The following is an 18,053-nucleotide window of genomic DNA, read 5'->3' as shown; positions in this document are numbered from 1 at the left end:
CCGCCATGCAAATCTGCGTCATCGGGCTGGGCCGAATGGGCGGCAACATCGCCCGCCGGCTCATGGAGGACGGCCACGAGTGCGTCGTCTACGACCGCGCCCCAGAAGCAGTCGCCGAGGTCGCCACGGTGGGCGCGACGCCTGCGACCAGCCTCGAAGCGGCGGTCGAGGCGCTTCAGCCGCCGCGCGTCTGCTGGGTGATGCTGCCGGCCGGGGCCCCGACGGAAGAGACCGTACAGGCGCTGGGCGAGCCGACGGCGGCACAACAGCTACTATCGCCACGACATCCGCCGCGCGAAGCAGCTCGCTGCCAAGGGCGTCGATTTCGTGGACGTCGGGACGTCAGGCGGCATCTGGGGCTTGAGCCGCGGCTACTGCCTCATGGTGGGCGGCCAGCGCGGGGCCTTCGAGCGCGTCGAGCCGATCCTGAAGAGCCTGGCCCCGGGCGCAGGCACGGTCCCCGGGATCAGGCGACCGGAAGGCTGTGACCCCACCGCCGAGCTCGGCTACATCCACGCAGGCCCGGTGGGCGCCGGCCACTTCGTAAAGATGGTCCACAACGGAATCGAGTACGGAATGATGCAGGCTTACGCCGAAGGCTTCGACATCCTGCGCAACAAGAACAAGGACACCCTGCCGGAGGCGGAGCGTTACGACTTCAACCTGCCGGACATCGCCGAGGTCTGGCGGCGCGGCAGCGTGATCTCCTCCTGGCTGCTCGACCTGACCGCCCAGGCGTTGGCCGGCGACCCGCTCCTGGAGCAGTTCACCGGCTCGGTGGCCGACAGCGGCGAAGGCCGCTGGACGATCGAGGCGGCGATCGAGGAAGCCGTGCCGGTCGACGTGCTGGCGTCGGCCCTGTTCGCCCGCTTCCGCAGCCGTCAGGACCACACCTTCGCCGAAAAGCTGCTGTCGGCGATGCGCCACGGCTTCGGCGGCCACGTCGAGGGCATGGCCAAGGCTTGAGAACCTTAAGCCGCCGGCTCCGCCTTGGAGGTGTGCAGCGCCTCGTAGGTCAGCAGGTCGGTGGGCAACGCAAAGCCCCCGGCTGTGTTGACCGGGGGCTCGGGCGTTTGTTCACCAGGCAAGGTGTTGCGCCCTGACGAGGCGGCGGAGGGGTCAAAGTGCCGCCGGCTCATCAACCAGCGAAACACCGCCCGGGTTCCTCCCGCAAATTCAAAGGGCTAGTCCTCTGGGATCCAGCGGATCACGCCGTCGCTCCAGTCCCAGACACCCAGGAATTCGACTTCTTCGCCGGCGCCGCGCGCCAACGCCGCCGTGGGATGATCAGCGAGACGAAGGCGCCGGTGTCAGCGATCGCGGTCCGGTCGTCGGGGACGTCGCTCAGCGTCGTGGCCTCGCTGCTGTCCGCCCGGGTGTAGACCGGCATCAGGCGAAACCGCTCCGGCCGCACTGCCGCCAGCAGCTCACCGGCATCCTGTGCGGGATCCAGCCAGCGCGACCACTCCTTCGGCTCGAGGATCACCGGCGGATCTACGACGATGAAAACAGCGGGCTTGCTTTCAATTCGCCGGAGAGCTGGTTCGTCGACGACGTCACCGTCACCCGCTTCCCTGCCTACTCCCGGACACGGTCCGTATGGTCGCTGTACGACGCCGTCAGCGCGATCACTGTTTCGAGACCTTCCTGACACGGAACTGGCCCGGCCTCTGGTTCAGGTCACCTTTGGCGTCGTCGTCATTTCGGCCCCGCTTGGAGGGGAATGTGCGCTTCTCAAATGCGACCCACGCGCCTGAAGATGGCGAGGGCGGTATGCAAGGGCCGAACACCCCGACTCATCGCGCAACCTTCTGGCCTCGCCGCTGGGCGACAGGTCGCCGGACCGCGCGCCGATGAAGGCGCGTCAGTTCCCTATACGATCTTCAGCGGGGCGGCGCCTTCGTAGAGCCGGAACTTGTGGTCGGTCGAGACCAGGGTCACGCCCTCGCTCGCGGCCTGGGCGATCATGATCCGATCGAACGGGTCCTTGTGGTCCTCAAAGACCGGCAGTTGGAGCACGGCTGCGCCATGCAGAGCCGTGATCGCCAACTCGACGTAGTCGTTGTCGATCAGGCTCCGCCGTAGGGTGCGAGGATCGGCGGTGAAGTTTGGCCTGCCGCGACCGCTCTTGATCGCAACCTCCCAGATCACCGCCGCGCTGAACATCAGCTCGTTGTCGGCGTTCTCAATCAGCTTCTCCGCTTCAGCCGGCAGTGGGTCGCCTCTCGCGGCCCAGAGCACAAGCTGAGTGTCGAGCAGGAGCTTCATTCGTCCCCTTCGAACAGCTTCACGATCTCATCCTGATCGAGCTCGTTGAAGTCGTCGGGAAGCTCGAACTGGCCCTTCATGAAGCCGATCCTGCGCTTGGGCTTCTCGGCCTGGTCGAGCGGAACGACCTTCACCATAGGCTTGCCGTCTTTGGCGATGACGAAAGACTCCCCGCTGGCGACGGTCTTGTTGACCAGCTTCGAGAGGTTGGTTTTCGCCTCGTGGATGTTGACGGTTTCCATTTGCCCGGCTCCTTAGCCAACCAACTTAGTCCACCCCCTGATGTGGTTCAAGGACGGGCTAGTGCGTACCCCGAGGCGCCAGCTGGTTGCCTCCTAATCTCCAATGCCAGAGATCCGAGGCGGTCGCGCACGCCTGCGCCATCAGCGAGGCCGGGATTTTTCGGGTACGGCTGGATCGCGTATACACAGGCGGGATATTCGCGAGCCTCCAAATGACCCAAGCGTCTTTCAATCCACCCGCTCACAAGCGGTGCGCCTTCCGAAGGAGGTCGCGTTTCCGGAAGGGGTGCGAGCGGTCGAGATCATCCGCGAGGGCAAGCGTCGGGTGATCGTTCCAGCTGATGCGGTGTGGGACGACTTCTTCGACGCACCGGGGATCGAGCTCCCGGATCGGGAGCAGCCGCGAGCTCAGAACCGCGATGAGTTTTGATGCTGCGCTATCAACCTGTGCATTCGCCTGCTCAGGACCGCCCACACGCCGTGCGCGAGCGATTTAACGTCGAAGCGGACGACCTCTGCACCTCCACCACGAACTCCTACATGGCGGGGCGAAGTCCGCGCGGCCAGCGCACAACCGCACCGAGGTGGAGCGCGGTTCGCAGCGCGGCTTGAGGTTCGGGCCGGCTATGACGTGCTGATCGCCGGACACGCTCGTAGCCGCGGCCTGTTCGTGGGTGACCGGTAATCTCGCTGATCGGCGTCGCTCTCGGATCGGCGGCGCGGCCACATGAGAAATTTCCGCTAAGTAGCTGAACAAGTTCGCGGGACCGTCGGGCCGTCAGCGCGCTTTGATGGCAAGCCTGAAGCCGTGTTGCGGCAGCCCTCGGCGAGCCGTGACTGCCCTTCCGCGTTGCTGGCCCTCTTTGCGCTCGTTTGGCTCGGCCACGTGGCTCTTCGCATAGCTCCGGCAGCCGCCATCGCCGGCGCTCGGCGATTGGTTGGTATGGGCATCGCTGCGAAGCGGACTGGAGAGAGCCGGGGGCTCTGGCGTGGGGCCAGCGGCGTGGGGGCTCGTTTCGCCGTCGCCCCTAGATAACGCCGTTATCCAATGAATAGTCCAATCCGACGCGTCGACGACAGTGTGAGCAAGCCTCCTGCCATACCGGCGTCAGACGACCAACCGGACAGATCTGAACAGTGAGGTCTAGTCGCCCGCCAATGCGCCGAGCGATCACCGCGATGGCGGAGATAGCCCACTTCTTGGGAACAGGCCCGTTCTCCTCGGGTCGGCGCGCCGCACATTGCGGCCGGATCACGCCGTCCGTCAGACGGTGGTGGAGGGGAACCCGTCGGCGGAGAGGGCGATTGACCGGCATGCGCAGGCGTCAATCACTCATTCTCATCCTGTCCTTTGTCGGTCTGGCAGCCGTCGGGGCCTACGTCACCTGGGCCGTTCACGCCGCCGCGAAGGTGGGTCTCGGTTGGGCCGGCCTGCGGTCTGCTTGGCCCTACCTGCTCGCGGGCGCCCTAACCGTCGAGGTGGTCATCGGCGCTTTCGTGTGGTTGGCATTCTTCTCCGAGCGCCGGGGCTACGACGATCGCGCGGGCTCGGACGAACGTTAGCAGTCAATCGCCGATCTCCTGGCGGCGCGGCCGCACAGCGCCTGGATGTCCTCGCCGATAAAGCGCGTTGGCGTACGAAACGGACGGCCATCATGCGCAAGCGCGCGCACGGAGGGACCGGCTCAGCTTCGTTCGAAGAGCCCCACCATCTCCGTCTCGTCGATCATGTGTAGACGCGCCGCTCGCCAGACCTCCGCGGCGGTGGCGTCATTAGCCACCTCAAGGTTCTCGACGCCGAGAGCCGCCAGCCGGAAGTGATAATGATGCACGCCATGGCCGCGCGGCGGCTGCGGTCCGTCATAGCGCGGCTTGCCGAAGTCGTTCACTGCCTGATGCACGCCCGGGCCCTGGGCGCCGAAGCCCTCGCGGATCTCCGTCTGGCTGGCGTCGATCCCATGAACGGCCCAGTGGTGGAAGACGCCCCCGGGCGCGTCGGGATCTTCGATCACCAGCACGAAGCTCTTCGCCTCGGCGGGCGCATCGGTCCAGTGCAGCGGCGGCGAGACGTTCTGGTCATCGCGCGCGTACTTCTCAGGTATCGCGCTGCCGTCCTCGAACGCCGGACTGTGTAGGGCGAAGGTCATGACCGTCTCCTAAGACCATCGCGCACCAACCTGTCCCGCGGCGCCGGGTTCCCGCCCCTGCGGCCCAAGCAACGCGCTCGGCTCAGCGGGGTTGATCCCACGGATGCGCCGGCCGCGGGCGGCCATCTCACAGGAGGCGTCATGGACCTTCCGATCGTCACGGTGTTCGGCGGCACGGGGTTCCTGGGCCGCCGCGTCGTGCGTCGCCTGAGCGAGCATGCATTCGTTGTCCGGGTGGCGACGCGGCGGCCGGCGCGCGGGCGGGAGCTGTTCGGCCTTGACGATCCGCACATCGAATCCGTGGCCGCCGACGTCCAAGACGATCAATCCGTCGCCGCGGCGGTGGCCGGCGCCTATGCCGCGGTGAACGCCGTTAGCCTTTACGTCGAGCGCGGCGGGACGAGCTTCCAGGGGATCCATGTGGCTGGCGCAAGGCGCGTGGCGGTCCAGGCACGGCTCGCCCAGGTTCGGCGCCTTGCGCATGTCTCAGGCATCGGCTCCAACCCGGCGTCCCCTTCGCTCTATGTTCGTAGGCGCGGCGAAGGCGAGTTGGCGGTTCGGAATGCGTTTCCCGCTGCGCTGATCATTCGCCCGGCGGTGATGTTCGGCCCGGATGACGCGTTTCTCTCGATCATCCTCAGGACGCTGAAGGTTCTTCCCATCTATCCGATGTTCGGCCTCGGCGAGACGCGCCTTCAGCCGGCCGATGTGGAAGATGTCGCCGAGGCGATCGTCAGAGCGTTGCAGCGCGAGGAATTGCGAGCCGTGACGTTCGATTGCGGCGGCCCCAGCGTCTATTCCTATAAGGAGCTGCTCACAACAATCGCCGCCGAGGCAGGTCGCAGGACCTTGCTCGTCCCGCTTCCGTTCGCGGCCTGGCGCACTTTGGCCTGGCTCTGCGAGCGACTCCCGAACCCGCCGATCACGACGAACCAGGTGGACTTGATGCGGTTCGACAATGTCGCATCCGGGCATGCTCCGGGATTTGCGGAACTCGGGATCACGCCGCATCCTCTGGAAGGCGTGTTGCCGGGGATGATCGCCCGGCGGGCGATGGAGCATCCAGCCGGAGCCATCTAGTGAGCGGGTTCAGCGCGGGTGAGGCCCTGTCGACGCGCTCATCCTGCGGCTCACCTCCCGCCGACATGAGGAGCCGCGCCGAGTGCTCCATGCCGGGCCTCAACAGCTAACGGCAGCGTCGTCGCCGACAGCGCGCCCGATCCCCGGCGCCAAGCTCGCTCGGTCTATTCTGCCCGCGGGTGAAGACTGGTTGCCCCTGCATCAACAGATAGAGGCCCTTCAGAGCCTGACGGCATTTCCATCCGCCCCTCGCGGAAATCGGACCCGGACGCCAGAGGCCGATCGAACAGTGTGCGCGGCGCCGAAGCGCCTGAGACCAGCGGCCTACGAAACGGACGCCTGTCGCATTGAGGCTCGCCTCAGTGAATCATGAGAACCGAAAGGCTCGGATTGTAGGCCTGCAGCTCCGGAAAAATCTCTCGCCACTCGCCCAGGACGAGGTCTAGCGCGAGTTCGAGGGCCACTTCGGGCGTTACTCGGAGCATCTCACTCATTTGCTTCAGCTGTTCAGCTCGCGCCGGGTCAAGCATGATCTTGAGGACCTGAGACATCACGGCCTCCTTTTGCTTCAGCCGAAGCTTGATCGGAATTGTGGCCTGGGCGAGGCGAGCGACGGACGGGCCGCAGCCGCCTCCCTAAGACGAGTTCCAGTTGTAGGAGGTGGCCGAGTACGACCGGCGAAGCCAGCAGATGAGAGGCTTGTTGGTCGGAAAGGGCGCCCCCGACCTGTCCAGGGGAGCGGGAGGAAAGGCCGGGGGAGACCAGGTGCGGCCTCAGCAAGCACGACGTTGGCAACGAACAAGCCTGGCCGTTGTTCTTTATCGGCCGCGGCAGTCCCTCCGCGGCAATTGGAGATTCAGCACCGCAGCGATGAACCGAACCTGACCTAGTGCAAAGCTGCTACGCGAAGAGGCTGGGACGAAGCCCGGCAGAAGTGACACATCCCTCCCCGCCCGAAGGCGGAAGTTCCGAGCGGCCTGGCCCCGCCGGCCGCCTCTGCCACTCCTCGCGAGCTCAGCGCGGCATAGCCAGAACGCGCTCCACAGCGTCGCACTCGCAACGCGGCTGGCCAAGTTGTGCGGACTCATTCTTCGCTTTCATGCCGCCAGCCTGACCGGGGGACTGGTTCGTCATCGGCTATCAGTCGGCGGGGCCGTGGTGGACGGCGCGCTTGTCGGCGCCGAGGTGGTGCCAGGGGCCGGCGCGCTGGCCTGGGCCGCAGCCTGGTCTGCGCTCTGTTGCAGCGTCTGGTCGCTGACCGCAGCCTCCGGCAGCTGGGTCTGGACTTCGGCCTCGGCGACTGGTGTCCTGGATTCTGCTTCTCTCGTCCTTTCGCCACAGCCCATGAGCGTAGCCGCCAGGACAACGCCGGCGGCGAACAGCATGCATCGCCTCATATGGCTTCTCCTTCTTGCCGGCAGGCGAACGCGAGTGCGCCTCGGCGGTTGCCGCCCAAGTTCAGGGCGGACCAGGGGCCGCTCTCGCTCTCGGTCGCTCTGCTGCTGGAGCAGCACGCGCATGGCCGGGATCTTGCCAAGTCCTTCCGAGCAGACGCGGTTCCGCCGCGAGCTGGCGCCCGTCGCCCCAGCCGCAGGGCAAGGTCGACGGCGCCGTGACTTCATTACTGAATTCGATCGGAGCTTTCCGGAGAGGGACGCGTTCCTCCGGAACTGAGCCCTGGAGATCAAATGCGCGCATTCACCCTTGCCCTTGTCCTCATCGCCGCCGTTTCGCTCGCCGCCTGCAGTGGGCCAGCTGAGGACGCCGCTCACCGGCAAGCGGACGCGGTCGATGCGGCAGGCGAACGCCAGGCTGTCGCACTCGAACGGCAAGCCGCCGCCACCAGCAACGAGGCCGAGGAGACAGCGCTCAATCGCAAGGCTGATGCGGTAGAGAACGCCGCCGACGGCCAGTCCGACGCCATGCATAGGCAAGTGGACAAGGACCACTAGCTTCACGGCCGTTCGAAGGAGCCGTTGCCGCCAGCAACGTCTGATCAGCCTCGCTGATCTCAGATGGTAGGAGTCGTCCGGGCCCAGGCTATCACCCTGCCATCTGCAGCAGCCGAGTCTCCACTCCCAACACCTCGGCAGCGGTTGCAGGTCGTAACCGCCGATCGGTTGACCTTGGCGCTCGAGCTGCGCGCGGAGGTCCGCCGCATGATCGGCGGCGGCCTGGTCGAAGGCCAAAACCTCCAGCCGCGCGGCGAACCGCTCCACCTCTCTGCGGTTGTGCGCTGGCCGCGCTGACTTCGCCGCGCCGTGCAGAAGTTGGTGAGCACGATGGTGGTGATGCATAAACCGTCCGCTTCGGCGTTGAACCGCTCGCGCACGGCTTGTGGCCGATTCCTGAGCACGCGAATGCACAGGTTCCCGAACGCTCCGGCGTTCGCAGAACAAGCGGCCCGCGCGTCCGCCATTCGAACTTCGGCTAAGGATCGGGAGTGCTCATTGGGGCCGCTCCAGAAACCTAACGTTCCGCTGGGCGGCCGCGAGACGACCCCGAATCTAAGCGGCATGGGCGCAACTAGTCGCGAAGCACGCTAAGCGCCAACTCGAGCGCGGCGCCTAGGCAACCTCGGCAGATTGGGGCGCGGCCAATGTCGCCAAATTGGGCTAACCGCGTCCAGGTCGGCTCGCCGCGTCGCACGCAACCAAACCACACCATGCCAGCCGCGTCCCGCAGTTCTGGGCCCTGCTCAAGCCAACCCGTGGTCGATAACGCGATGTCCGCGCCGGATCGTGCGAGCGCGGCTTCCGCCATTAATAGCGCGGCGGTCTCGGAAACCGGGCCGTCGGCGCGCAGCGACTCCAGCGGCAGGCCCAACAGGTCGTGCTTGGCCGCATCGGTGTCCACGATAAATCCACGTTCGAAAACTTCGCTTTGGTCGCCTGCATCCGAGAGCAGCGACGCCAACAAACCGCCGGTGCAACTCTCCGCGGTTGCGATCCGCAGGCTCGACCGGCCCGCAAGCGTCAGCACCCGGCCGGCCAACACCGCAATTCGCGTGGACGCGATGGGGGGCGGCCATTCTGGCGCTTCGCCCCGCTCTGGCGCTTTGCCAATGTACATCGCCTCAGCTCGCTACTCGGCGCAGCAGCTCATCCCGCGGCGCAGTCAAGCGGCAATGGGGGAAGGCCCGCAACTTCAGGATTTCGATCGTCGCCTCCTCTGCGGTCCAGGTGTGGACCTCCTTGCACGCTGTGCAGCGAAATGACCGCGTCGCGGTCATCGTTGCGAGGCTGTCAAAAGTAACGTCGCGACCAGGATACGGTTGCGAAATCACCCAGTATCCGTAGCACTGAGGAGCAGTGATAAGAGCATATAAACTTGGCGTTATGTTGTCATCCGGCATGGGTTCCTGTGGCGACCTTCGGCGTAGCTTTGCCATAATGCTCCACTCGTGTGCATGTGCGATAATGCACGGAGAGGTATATGGCCGAAAAGTACTCCTAACCTTCGTTCTGGTTGTATCCAGTCCCTTCCTGTCAATGGCGGAAATCGACAACTTGAGAGAGCGTGGATAGGTGGCCGATGAAAGCGATCTCTAAGACGGCATGAGCTGGGTCACGCCTGGCACCGCTAATCGCGTGAAAGTGTTTGTACTTAAGGTGCGCGCGCTTGCCACAGGACAGGTAACGAGCGAGAGATTGAGGTGACCTTGCCGGGCCGTGGCGAACCACGGGTTCGGAGCTTCAGCTTCTGGCGGGTGTCAGACCCCTGCCCGGATCCATCCGCCTGAATGATCCGCCACAAACGGGTCGCGCGATCTGCGGACACGCGTCGCGCTGTGCATTTCGTCCCCGTCGAAGTCCGCCGGTCACAGCGCAGACCGAGGCGGTGACGCCCAGAGAGACAGTCGAGCCGACCTGGACGCGCTAGATTGTGATCGCGCTTAGTAGCCGCCAACGATCGGCAGGATCTCGCCGGTGATGTAGCTGGAGGTCTGGGGCGAGGCGAGAAACACGAAGGCGGGCGCGATTTCCTCCGGCTGGGCGGGACGTCCCATCGGCGTGTGGCCGCCGAACTGCCGAAGCTTCTCGCCCTTCTTGTCCGCGGGATTCAACGGCGTCCAAACGGGCCCCGGCGCGACGGCGTTCACTCGGATGCCCCTCTTCAACACCGACCCCGCCAGCGACCGGGTGAAGGCGTGGATGCCCCCTTTGGTCATCGAATAATCGAGCAGCGACTTCTGACCATCGATGCCCGTCACCGAGCCGGTGTTGATGATCGCCGAGCCGGGTCGCATGTGCGGGACCGCTGCCTTTGACATATTGAAAAGGCCATAGAGGTTTGTCTTCAACGTTCTGTCGAAATGGTCCTCGCTAAGGTCTTCGATCGCTTCGACATGCTGCTGGAAGGCGGCGTTGTTGACGAGGATATCCAGGCGGCCGAGCTCCTCGAGGGTCTTCTCGACAGCGGCTCTGGCGTAGGCAGGATCCGCCGTGTCGCCGGGCAGCAGGATTGCCCGGCGCCCTTCCGCCTCCACCGCGCGCAGCGTGGCGAGCGCATCCTCTTCCTCTTCTAGATAGCCGATCGCGACGTCAGCGCCCTCGCGCGCGAACAGCACCGCCACGGCCCGGCCGATCCCCGAATCCGCGCCGGTGATCAGCGCGGCCTTTCCGTCCAGCTTGCCTGAGCCCTGGTAGTAGGGCGCGTCCCACATCGGCTGCAACTCGAGCTCGGCTTCGACACCCGGCTTCGTGAGATGCTGATCTGGCAGCGGCGGGAAGGGATATTCCCGGGCGCCTGTTTGCGGCGGCTTTTCACTCTCCCCATCCCTTGACGCAAAGGACCCCTGCCCCTTGGCTTCGGCGTGGGCTTGGATTTCTCGCTCGTCCCGAGCCACTTGCTTTGCGTCGTGCGCGAAACCGCGTTCTTCCGAGGGCATCGGTAATTCTCCTCGCCAGGCTTGCGAAGCGCCGCGTGGGTCTGAGGGTTCCCGGTCGATCTCCTCCCTGCGCGCGGTCAATTGTGAAGCGATCCGGGACGCGCTGGCGCGTTGCCTGTCGCGAATTCCTTGGGGACGCGAGAGATGGATTGAGCAAGGTTCTTCGCGACTGCTCGGCTCTCGTTAGACTCCGAGGCGCGGATGAGCGCGACCACCAGAAACGCCAAAGCCCCCGGGGCGTGTCCGGGGGCCCGGGCGTTTGTTCACCAGGCAAGGTGTTGCGCCCTGAAGCGGCGGCTCGGAGGGGTCAGGTGAGCCGCCTCCATCATAAACCGGCGAGCCGACCTGTAAATTCAAGGCGTTATCAATCTATTTTGGCGGCCATTTATGCACCTGCGCAGCCGTTCGGACACGGTTTCTGGGTCTGGGTTGCGCCCTCGCGGCGCGAACTTGGCTCTTGATATTCTTCGAGACTTGGCAATCAGGCTCAATGCTCGCTCTGTCGGCTGGTCGACACACGCAGATGCAAAGCATCGCCTTCGGAACGCACCCGAATGGGCGACCCTTTCCTTTCTGCGGCGAAGCTGATGACGGGGTTGGGGACTTGAAGCAGCCATGATCGACGCGCCCCACGTCGTCGTCTTGGAGGTCGGTCTTCCACTTCTCAACGGCATCGCCGTCACGCGGCAGCTCAGGAGGCAGCGCCCGCAGACAAGCGTGCTCATGTTCACCGCACACGATGACGACGAAAGCATCAACGCCGGGCTGGCGGCAGGAGCGCGCGGCTTTGTTCTCAAGTCTGACGCCGCCGACGTTTTGGAACCCGCGATCTCAGCGCTGGGGGCGGGCCGCACCTACTTTTCAGCTTGCGTGACCGAACTTCTGTTAGCGCCCTGGAGCGCCCGCGCGCCTGCTCCCCTAGAACAATGGGAACTCCAGGTGGCGCAGCTGATGGCCGAGGCCTGCTCAAGCAAGCAGATCGCGCGGGCCAGCCGGCCGGTCGAGGTCCGGCCAAGCAGGATCGCGGCAGAGCCCTACCGCACCACTCGCCTGGATGGACGCGAGGCATTCTCGCCTACATCAGCAAATCGTCCGAGGGCCCCATGCGCGTCTGCACGATGATCCATAACCTGCTGATCGGCGGACGCCGATGCCTTGCGGGAGCGGACGTTCAGTGCATAGGCGTTCACCAGGTCGCTCTTGGCGGTCCTGCGGCTTGGGGCGAACGCCAGTTCACGCTCCGGCCTACGTCCCCAAACGTTCGCGAGCGACAGACAGATGAATTGCCAGACCCTCGGGTTTCCAATCCTGCGCGATTGACCCGCCGAGCTGGCCTTGGACGGCGGACCGCGCGAGCAGGCTGCCGAACCCCTCGCCATCGTCCCGGCGGTCGATGCGGGGACCGCCGCGCTCCTCCCAGCTCATGTGGAACGCCTGGTCGTCATTCGAGCAGAGGATGCTCAGATGGCCCTCGGGCACCGATAGGGCGCCATACTTGGCCGCGTTGGTCGCGAACTCATGCAACAGCAAGGCAAAGCTCGTCACGACTCCGCCAGACAGTGTGATGTCCGGGCCCGCGATGATGAGCCTGCCACCGACCTGGTCGGCGTCGCTGCCGTAGGGCGAGACAATAGTCCTGATCAGCGCGTGAAGCGTTGTCGGTTGCTCGGAACGGACCTCGGGGCCGGCCGGCTTCGTCAGGGTAAGCGCATGAGCCCGCGCGAGCGCGCCGAGACGTTCGCGAACATCCCTCGCCAGTTGCTCCGCCGAGGTGGCCGACCTGGCGCTCAGGCTGACAACGCCGCTGGCGAGCGTGAACAAGTTTTTGATCCGGTGATCCATCTCCTGCAGGAGAAGGTTCTGCCGTTCCTGCGCCCGCAGCCGCTCCGTGATGTCGCGAGCGATCTTGGAGGCGCCGACGATTTCCCCCGCCTGGTTCCTCACCGGCGACACGGTGATGGAAATTTCAATGAAGCTTCCGTCCTTGCGCTGCCGGACCGTCTCGTAATGGTCGATCCGCTCACCCGCCCGGATGCGCGCAAGGATCGTGGGCTCCTCGTTCTGCCGTTCCTCCGGAATGAGCATGGTCATCGGCTGGCCAATGGCTTCGGCCGCCGTGTAGCCAAAGAGGCGCTCCGCGCCCTCGTTCCAGCTCCTGATGACGCCGTCGAGGTCCTTGCTGATGATAGCGTCGTCGGAAGAGGCCACGATCGCAGCCATCCTTTGCGTAAGCTCCTCGGCGCGTTTGCGGTCGGTGATGTCGACCAGCATGTTCACGGCCCCGATGAGGGCGCCGGAGCTCGCGAATAGCGGCGTCGGATACGGGATGAACGGCACCCGCACGCCATCCGGGCGCTCGGCAACGGCTTCGACGCCGCGAATGGGTCGCTTTTGCTTGATGGCGAGCGCCATTGGGCAATCGCCATGCGGCAGCGGATCGCCGTTCGGCCAGAAGAGCTTCCACGAGCCGCACCACTCGCTCTTGCCGAGTTCGGGACGCACGCCCCACAGCTCGGCCGCAGCCTCGTTGTAATAAATGATCCGGCCGGCCGCATCGGTGGTGTAGATGGCGGCCGGAAGCTCATCCAGAATTGTCCGGAAATAATCGTCTGCGCCCCGCGGCTCGCCCAACGTGCGCCGCGCTGCTGAGGTTATGACTGATCCGGAGGGGGCGCCCCGAAGGTAATCAGACATGACGCGTCACGGATGGTGGAACGGCACCTTGCTGCAGCATGGAGCCATAATAGCTCAACTACCACCATTCAGAGCTCAACTTATTCAATTCCAAGGCCGCCTGCCCCCACAGAAGCGGAGTTGGCCCTTTAATGGTTTCCCCAATTTCGCATCAGCCGATGCCTCTTCCCTGGCTCAATAGGCGGGCGGTTCGCGCATTTTCAGCCGAGACTCACAGCACCCTGATGCCGCACCCGCCCTGTGGCGCCAGCGCCATTTGGGGCGCCGGCGCGTTCTCGGAAGAAGGGCGATGTCGCGCACCTCGACGCCTGTCGCCGCCAGTCCCATGGCGAGGCGCTCGTAGCAGCGCTTCCACACGTGGAGGATGTCTGAAGGGACCCTGGCTGGCGGCGCCGCTTACCCGACACGCTCGGTCGCGCCGTCCGGGTTCAGCTTGGGCACATAAGACTGAAGCCGCAACGCGATTGGCTAGGAAGAACGCCTCGGAACGGACATCGAGAAACTTAGCCCTTCCGGCGACCAGTCCCACTCTGCCCGGCCCCTGAGCTGCTTCTCGACCATGCCCTTGATGATCGTGGATCCAAACCCGGCCCGACGCTCAAGAGCCGGCGCAGGACCGTCCCGTTCGATCCAAAGGAGCTTCACATCATGATGGAGGGCTGCGTCCTCCCAACAGACTTGAACCCTTCCCTGCGGCCGCGACAGGGCTCCATGGACCGCCGCGTTCACGGCGAGTTCGTGCAACACAAGCGCCAGGGGTTGAACGATCCGAGCTTCGACACTGACGTCCGGGCCCACAACTTCCACTCGGCCAGCCGCATAAGGCACGATCTGCTGTTGGATGATCGCCGCGAGCGAGATCGCTTCCCAATGCTGTTCAGCGAGCAGGTGATGGGCCCGCGCCAGGGCCCGAACCCGGTCCTGTACGGATGCGGCATAGAGCGCAGGATCGTCAGAACGCGACAGGCGGACAATCCCGTTGACGATCGCCAAGACGTTGAGCGCGCGATGATCCACTTCCCGCAGAAGGCGATGCTCCGACGCCTCCAGGCTCTGCACTCTGCGAAGCTCCGTTACGTCTACTTGGGAGGCGAAGAAGTATAGAAGCTGTCCCTCGTCGTCGTGGATAGGGCTGATGTGTAGCTGGTTCCAAAAGGCAGAACCATCTTTCCGATAATTGAGGATCTCGACGCTCGCCTCGTGCGCGGCTTGAACAGCCGAGCGGATTTCGGCGACCGCAGCGGGCGAAGTGCCTGGACCTTGCAGAAATCGGCAATTTCGACCGATCACCTCTTCGGCGGAATAACCGCTAAGACGAATAAACGCGGCGTTGGCTAAGACAATAGGATTATCGTGGTGCCGAGCATCTGCAATTAGCATCGGCATGCGGGTGCGTTCGACTGCAATCGCCGCCAGAGCGCTCCGATCCTTTAGCGCTTGTGCCGCCACAGCGGCGGGTTCATCTCCATGAAGTATCGGCGAAAGCTTTTGTTTTCCAGACAATTCATCGCCCTACGGTAGCTTGGCCCGCGTTCAACGCGGGCGGCAGAGCGAGGTTCAAGGGAATAGAGGCGCCTTGTCCGAATTTCGTGCGATGTGGCGCACGGTCCATTCCACCGGGGGACGGGACCGGAGCGGGTGCCCACCTTGCTCAGGCGCTCAGGGCTTCCAGGAGCGCCCGGACCTCATCGATCCGGGCGCTGACATCCTCAGCCGGAGTTCGTAGCACCAGTCGTCCGCCTGAAACTTCAAGCCCGTCAGGAAGTGTCGCCGGCGCATCGGCGATCGGCGTGAGCGCAATTCCCTTGGGCCCGGCGTCCACCCGCGCCACGCCGGCCGCGCGCGCCAACGCCTGAAGCCGCACGAGGGCGAGCAGCCCGGCGCACTCTTCCGGCGGCGGTCCGAAGCGGTCTTCCAATTCCTCTGCGAAGCGCTCCGCCTCTTCGAACTCGGTAATCCGCGCCAAGCGCGCGTAGAGGTTGATACGCATCGTCGCGTCGGGGACGTAGCTTTCCGGGGACGGCGCCGGTCAGCCCGACCGCGATTTCGGGCTTCAGGTCGGGTTCACCGCCCTCGCCCTTCGCCTCGAGCACCGCCCGGGTCAGCAGCTTCTGATAAAGCGCGGTCCCGATCAGCTTCACATGTCCGGCCTGCTCGTCGCCGATCAGGTCGCCGGCGCCGCGCAACTCCAGGTCCCGGGCGCTGATCGCCAAGCCCGAGCCTAGGCGGTCGAACGCTTCGAGGGTCGAGAGCCGCGCGCGGGTGGCTTCCGGCAGATCCTGGTCGCGGTCGTGCAGCAGATAGGCGACTCCCTGCGTGCGCCCGCGACCGACCCGACCTCGCAGCCGATGAAGCTGCGCCAGACCGAAGAGGTCGGCGCGCCAGACGAGCATGGTGTTCGCGCGAGGTACGTCGAGGCCGCTCTCGATGATGTTGGTGGCCAGCAGCACGTCGCCATTGCCCGAGGCGAACCCCACCATCACCTCGTCGACTTCCTCCGATGGCAGTTCGCCGTGCGAGACGAGGGTGGCGAGCTCAGGCGCGAGCCGGGAGAGCTCCGCCTGGATGGATTCGATCTCCTCGATGCGCGGAACCACGACGAAGCTCTGGCCCCCGCGGCGCCGCTCGCGCAGTAAGGCGGTGCGAACAGTCGCTGCATCCCAAGGCGCCACGAAGGTGCGGATCGGCCGCCGCCGGGCCGGCGGCGTGGCGATCACGCTCACGTCCTCCACCCCGACCATCGCCAGTTGCAGGGTCCGCGGGAAGCGGCAGCGCGCCCCAACGGCTCCGTCGTCGCCTCGGGGTGAGTGGCTGGCGAAAGCGTCAGCTCCTGGGAGAAGCGGCCTTTGCATCGCCTACCGGCGCGCTGCGCGTCGCGCGAATGTCGGGGCGGAACCATTGTGGCCAAACCCCGTTGAGCGGTCGCTCACGCGAAGAAATCGCGGGTTCGGCGCGGGAGAAGGCGCATGAACAGTATCATCTATCTTGTGGGTCTCATCGTCATCGTTCTCTTCATACTGTCCTTCTTTGGCCTACGTTGAGCGGGCGCCCACAATGTCTCTGAACGAGCTCTCGCGAGAAAGCGATGCGAGCGCGGCCGGACTTTCCTACGTGCAGTGGGGAGGCATATTCGCTGGCGGGTTGATCGCCGCGGCCGTTTCGCTTGTGCTTTTGTCATTCGGATCGGCAATCGGCCTGGCCGTGACGCCTCTGACGCCTTCATGGCGAACCCCTACGGTGCTTCTGGGAGGATTGTCCGGCATCTGGATGTTGGTGATCGCCGTCGGCTCTATGTCCGCCGGCGGCTATGTCGCTGGCCGTATGCGTTCAACATGGCATGTCACCCATACTGACGAAGTCGAGTTCCGCGACGGCGCGCACGGGCTCATCGCATGGGCGGTCGCGGTTACGTTCGGAGCAATTCTTAGCGGCGTCGCCGCTACGGCGTTGCTCGCAGGTGCTGCTACCGGCGCGGCCGGAGACAGAGACCTGCCCCCCGGAGCGCCTGTTCCAATGGCGTATGAAGTGGATCGGCTTTTCCGATCCAACCAAGGTCCTGTCGTAGCGCCTCTCGAGGTGCGGGAGGAGGCCGGTCGATTGCTGGTGGCCGCGACGAGAGAGCCCAATTTCAGCGCCAATGATCGCGCCCAACTGATTGGACTAGTTGTAGCCACCGCCCGCGTGCCGCCGGAGGCAGCGCAGGCGCGGGTCAATCAGTCAATCACGTCCATACGGGACAAAATCGCCGCGGCTCGCCGCGCTGCTGTTATCCTGGCCTTCGTGACAGCTGCATCCTTGATGGCGGGCGCGGCGGCGGCTTGGCAGGCGGCCTGCATTGGCGGTCGTCATCGCGATAGCGCCGCTCCACCTTCGTTGACCTGGAGGGTAGCCAGGGCCAAGCACGCCGCGGACGTCGCGAAAAGCTGAATGAGTTTAGGAGCCGACGAGGCTCCGCGAATCATCAGGCCTAACGCTGAGACGCGGATCAGTCATCGCCCTGGATCAGCCTGTGCTTGAACGCGAACCGCACCAGTTCGGCGGCTGAGTGGCAATTGGCCTTCTGCATCACCGAGCACCGGTGGCTCTCCACCGTTTTCAGGCTGACGCATATCCGACGGGCGATCTCTTTGTTCGAACACCCGTCGGCCACCATTTGCGCAACCTGAAGTTCTCGGGGCGTGAACCGGCTAACACCCAGGCGGCTCGTCGCCTGAGCAAGCAGCATTTCGGATATGGAGGGCGAAAAGTAGGTGCGATTGCCGCCGACCGCGAGCACCGCCTCTTTGAGTTCCTGCGCGCCTTCGCTCTTAAGCACATAGCCCCGGACACCTGCGGCGAGGCCGCGACGGTGTCCTCGTCCTCACACAGGGAGTACAGAAGCACCTTCACGCCAGCGCGCGCCTCGCGCAGACGCCGCGCTACGCCCAATCCGCTTAGGCGAGGCATGGAAATGTCGAGGACGGCGACGTCAGGCGTTTCCGTCATCGCTAGTGCGAGGGCTGCTTCCCCGTCGCCCGCTTCACCGCAGACCTGCAACCCCATACCTTCGAGAAGACCTCGTGTCGCCATCCGCACGATGGAATGATCGTCGGCGACTGGGACGCGAACATGTCAATCCACTCCCCGAAGTTGGGGCGAGTTTGACTGAGCTGGCGCCGTAACGACTTAACCCTAGATTGGCAAATGATGGACAAGATTCCAAAGTAACGGCGGTAGCTCAACAATCGATCC

The 18,053-nt window shown here is 64.8% G+C and carries 19 protein-coding genes and 3 pseudogenes; 9 read left to right on the top strand and 13 right to left on the bottom strand.

What is annotated here, in order from left to right:
* Positions 1–5: 5 nt before the first annotated feature.
* Both ACSQ14_RS24245 and ACSQ14_RS24240 read left to right on the top strand, forming a co-directional pair.
* A pseudogene (locus ACSQ14_RS24245) lies at positions 6–182 on the top strand (NAD(P)-binding domain-containing protein); the annotation flags it as partial.
* A gap of 103 nt (positions 183–285) precedes the next feature.
* Positions 286–966, top strand: coding sequence for an NADP-dependent phosphogluconate dehydrogenase (locus ACSQ14_RS24240; protein ID WP_436017614.1), 681 nt, complete (start codon positions 286–288; stop codon positions 964–966).
* Between the two features lie 241 nt (positions 967–1,207).
* On the opposite strand, the gene ACSQ14_RS24235 is transcribed toward ACSQ14_RS24240, so the two are convergent.
* From ACSQ14_RS24235 to ACSQ14_RS24225, 3 genes are all read right to left on the bottom strand, one after another.
* A complete protein-coding gene (locus tag ACSQ14_RS24235) occupies positions 1,208–1,486 on the bottom strand; it encodes a hypothetical protein (protein ID WP_436017359.1) in 279 nt (92 codons plus the stop codon).
* A gap of 386 nt (positions 1,487–1,872) precedes the next feature.
* Positions 1,873–2,268: a type II toxin-antitoxin system VapC family toxin gene (locus tag ACSQ14_RS24230; protein WP_436017357.1), complete on the bottom strand. Its 396-nt coding sequence runs from the start codon at positions 2,266–2,268 to the stop codon at positions 1,873–1,875.
* A complete protein-coding gene (locus ACSQ14_RS24225) occupies positions 2,265–2,510 on the bottom strand; it encodes a type II toxin-antitoxin system Phd/YefM family antitoxin (protein ID WP_436017355.1) in 246 nt (81 codons plus the stop codon). The genes ACSQ14_RS24230 and ACSQ14_RS24225 overlap by 4 nt, the downstream gene beginning before the upstream one ends.
* A gap of 103 nt (positions 2,511–2,613) precedes the next feature.
* On the opposite strand from ACSQ14_RS24225, the gene vapB reads away from it, so the two are divergent.
* Positions 2,614–2,940 (top strand): type II toxin-antitoxin system VapB family antitoxin, encoded by a 327-nt coding sequence (gene vapB / locus ACSQ14_RS24220; protein ID WP_436017353.1) that lies wholly within the window; start codon positions 2,614–2,616, stop codon positions 2,938–2,940.
* Between the two features lie 875 nt (positions 2,941–3,815).
* Positions 3,816–4,073, top strand: a complete 258-nt coding sequence (locus ACSQ14_RS24215) for a hypothetical protein (protein ID WP_436017351.1) — start codon at positions 3,816–3,818, stop codon at positions 4,071–4,073.
* Between the two features lie 122 nt (positions 4,074–4,195).
* Here ACSQ14_RS24215 and ACSQ14_RS24210 read toward each other — a convergent pair whose 3' ends face one another.
* On the bottom strand, positions 4,196–4,657 hold the full coding sequence (locus ACSQ14_RS24210) for a YbhB/YbcL family Raf kinase inhibitor-like protein (RefSeq protein WP_436017349.1): 462 nt from the start codon (positions 4,655–4,657) through the stop codon (positions 4,196–4,198).
* 141 nt (positions 4,658–4,798) lie between these two features.
* Between ACSQ14_RS24210 and ACSQ14_RS24205 the strand changes: the two genes are divergently transcribed.
* Complete coding sequence (locus ACSQ14_RS24205) at positions 4,799–5,737, top strand: complex I NDUFA9 subunit family protein (protein ID WP_436017347.1); 939 nt, start codon at positions 4,799–4,801, stop codon at positions 5,735–5,737.
* Positions 5,738–6,096: 359 nt separating this feature from the next.
* On the opposite strand, the gene ACSQ14_RS24200 is transcribed toward ACSQ14_RS24205, so the two are convergent.
* Positions 6,097–6,288: a hypothetical protein gene (locus ACSQ14_RS24200; RefSeq protein WP_436017345.1), complete on the bottom strand. Its 192-nt coding sequence runs from the start codon at positions 6,286–6,288 to the stop codon at positions 6,097–6,099.
* A 1,137-nt stretch (positions 6,289–7,425) separates the two neighbouring features.
* Here ACSQ14_RS24200 and ACSQ14_RS24195 point away from each other — a divergent pair.
* Complete coding sequence (locus tag ACSQ14_RS24195; protein ID WP_436017343.1) at positions 7,426–7,689, top strand: hypothetical protein; 264 nt, start codon at positions 7,426–7,428, stop codon at positions 7,687–7,689.
* A 174-nt stretch (positions 7,690–7,863) separates the two neighbouring features.
* Complete coding sequence (locus ACSQ14_RS24190; protein WP_436017341.1) at positions 7,864–7,986, top strand: hypothetical protein; 123 nt, start codon at positions 7,864–7,866, stop codon at positions 7,984–7,986.
* 277 nt (positions 7,987–8,263) lie between these two features.
* Here the strand turns inward: ACSQ14_RS24190 and ACSQ14_RS24185 are convergent, their stop codons facing one another.
* Both ACSQ14_RS24185 and ACSQ14_RS24180 read right to left on the bottom strand, forming a co-directional pair.
* Entirely contained in the window at positions 8,264–8,809 is a 546-nt protein-coding gene (locus tag ACSQ14_RS24185; protein WP_436017339.1) for a CinA family protein, read from the bottom strand.
* An 823-nt stretch (positions 8,810–9,632) separates the two neighbouring features.
* Positions 9,633–10,628 carry an SDR family oxidoreductase gene (locus ACSQ14_RS24180; protein WP_436017337.1) on the bottom strand — a complete coding sequence of 332 codons (996 nt, stop codon included), beginning with the start codon at positions 10,626–10,628 and terminating at the stop codon, positions 9,633–9,635.
* Positions 10,629–11,243: 615 nt separating this feature from the next.
* Between ACSQ14_RS24180 and ACSQ14_RS24175 the strand changes: the two genes are divergently transcribed.
* A complete protein-coding gene (locus tag ACSQ14_RS24175) occupies positions 11,244–11,750 on the top strand; it encodes a response regulator (protein ID WP_436017335.1) in 507 nt (168 codons plus the stop codon).
* A gap of 123 nt (positions 11,751–11,873) precedes the next feature.
* Here the strand turns inward: ACSQ14_RS24175 and ACSQ14_RS24170 are convergent, their stop codons facing one another.
* From ACSQ14_RS24170 to ACSQ14_RS24155, 4 genes and pseudogenes are all read right to left on the bottom strand, one after another.
* A complete protein-coding gene (locus ACSQ14_RS24170; RefSeq protein ID WP_436017333.1) occupies positions 11,874–13,259 on the bottom strand; it encodes a PAS domain S-box protein in 1,386 nt (461 codons plus the stop codon).
* Positions 13,260–13,790: 531 nt separating this feature from the next.
* A complete protein-coding gene (locus ACSQ14_RS24165) occupies positions 13,791–14,825 on the bottom strand; it encodes a PAS domain-containing protein (protein WP_436017331.1) in 1,035 nt (344 codons plus the stop codon).
* Between the two features lie 148 nt (positions 14,826–14,973).
* A complete protein-coding gene (locus ACSQ14_RS24160) occupies positions 14,974–15,312 on the bottom strand; it encodes a TRCF domain-containing protein (protein WP_436017329.1) in 339 nt (112 codons plus the stop codon).
* A gap of 346 nt (positions 15,313–15,658) precedes the next feature.
* A pseudogene (locus tag ACSQ14_RS24155) lies at positions 15,659–16,063 on the bottom strand (helicase-related protein); the annotation flags it as partial.
* A gap of 313 nt (positions 16,064–16,376) precedes the next feature.
* Between ACSQ14_RS24155 and ACSQ14_RS24150 the strand changes: the two are divergent.
* The gene (locus ACSQ14_RS24150; protein WP_436017327.1) at positions 16,377–17,249 is read left to right on the top strand and encodes a hypothetical protein; all 873 of its coding nucleotides are present in this window, start codon (positions 16,377–16,379) and stop codon (positions 17,247–17,249) included.
* Between the two features lie 58 nt (positions 17,250–17,307).
* Here ACSQ14_RS24150 and ACSQ14_RS24145 read toward each other — a convergent pair whose 3' ends face one another.
* On the bottom strand, positions 17,308–17,637 hold the full coding sequence (locus ACSQ14_RS24145) for a response regulator transcription factor (RefSeq protein ID WP_436017325.1): 330 nt from the start codon (positions 17,635–17,637) through the stop codon (positions 17,308–17,310).
* 32 nt (positions 17,638–17,669) lie between these two features.
* Positions 17,670–17,906 (bottom strand): annotated as a pseudogene (locus ACSQ14_RS24140) (response regulator); the annotation flags it as partial.
* Positions 17,907–18,053: the final 147 nt, after the last annotated feature.

It is taken from the genome of Phenylobacterium sp. LjRoot219 (genome assembly GCF_964252995.1).
Lineage (GTDB): Bacteria > Pseudomonadota > Alphaproteobacteria > Caulobacterales > Caulobacteraceae > Phenylobacterium.
Note: the sequence above shows the minus strand (reverse complement) of the source record. Positions and strands in the feature narration are given on the sequence as shown.

Bases quoted from the DNA above. Each gene is read 5' to 3' on its own strand.
- ACSQ14_RS24230 (WP_436017357.1), bottom strand. From the start codon at position 2,268: ATGAAGCTCCTGCTCGACACTCAGCTTGTGCTCTGGGCCGCGAGAGGC.
- ACSQ14_RS24225 (WP_436017355.1), bottom strand. From the start codon at position 2,510: ATGGAAACCGTCAACATCCACGAGGCGAAAACCAACCTCTCGAAGCTG.
- vapB (WP_436017353.1), top strand. From the start codon at position 2,614: ATGCCAGAGATCCGAGGCGGTCGCGCACGCCTGCGCCATCAGCGAGGC.
- ACSQ14_RS24210 (WP_436017349.1), bottom strand. From the start codon at position 4,657: ATGACCTTCGCCCTACACAGTCCGGCGTTCGAGGACGGCAGCGCGATA.
- ACSQ14_RS24205 (WP_436017347.1), top strand. From the start codon at position 4,799: ATGGACCTTCCGATCGTCACGGTGTTCGGCGGCACGGGGTTCCTGGGC.
- ACSQ14_RS24200 (WP_436017345.1), bottom strand. From the start codon at position 6,288: ATGTCTCAGGTCCTCAAGATCATGCTTGACCCGGCGCGAGCTGAACAG.
- ACSQ14_RS24195 (WP_436017343.1), top strand. From the start codon at position 7,426: ATGCGCGCATTCACCCTTGCCCTTGTCCTCATCGCCGCCGTTTCGCTC.
- ACSQ14_RS24185 (WP_436017339.1), bottom strand. From the start codon at position 8,809: ATGTACATTGGCAAAGCGCCAGAGCGGGGCGAAGCGCCAGAATGGCCG.
- ACSQ14_RS24180 (WP_436017337.1), bottom strand. From the start codon at position 10,628: ATGCCCTCGGAAGAACGCGGTTTCGCGCACGACGCAAAGCAAGTGGCT.
- ACSQ14_RS24175 (WP_436017335.1), top strand. From the start codon at position 11,244: ATGATCGACGCGCCCCACGTCGTCGTCTTGGAGGTCGGTCTTCCACTT.
- ACSQ14_RS24160 (WP_436017329.1), bottom strand. From the start codon at position 15,312: ATGCGTATCAACCTCTACGCGCGCTTGGCGCGGATTACCGAGTTCGAA.
- ACSQ14_RS24150 (WP_436017327.1), top strand. From the start codon at position 16,377: ATGTCTCTGAACGAGCTCTCGCGAGAAAGCGATGCGAGCGCGGCCGGA.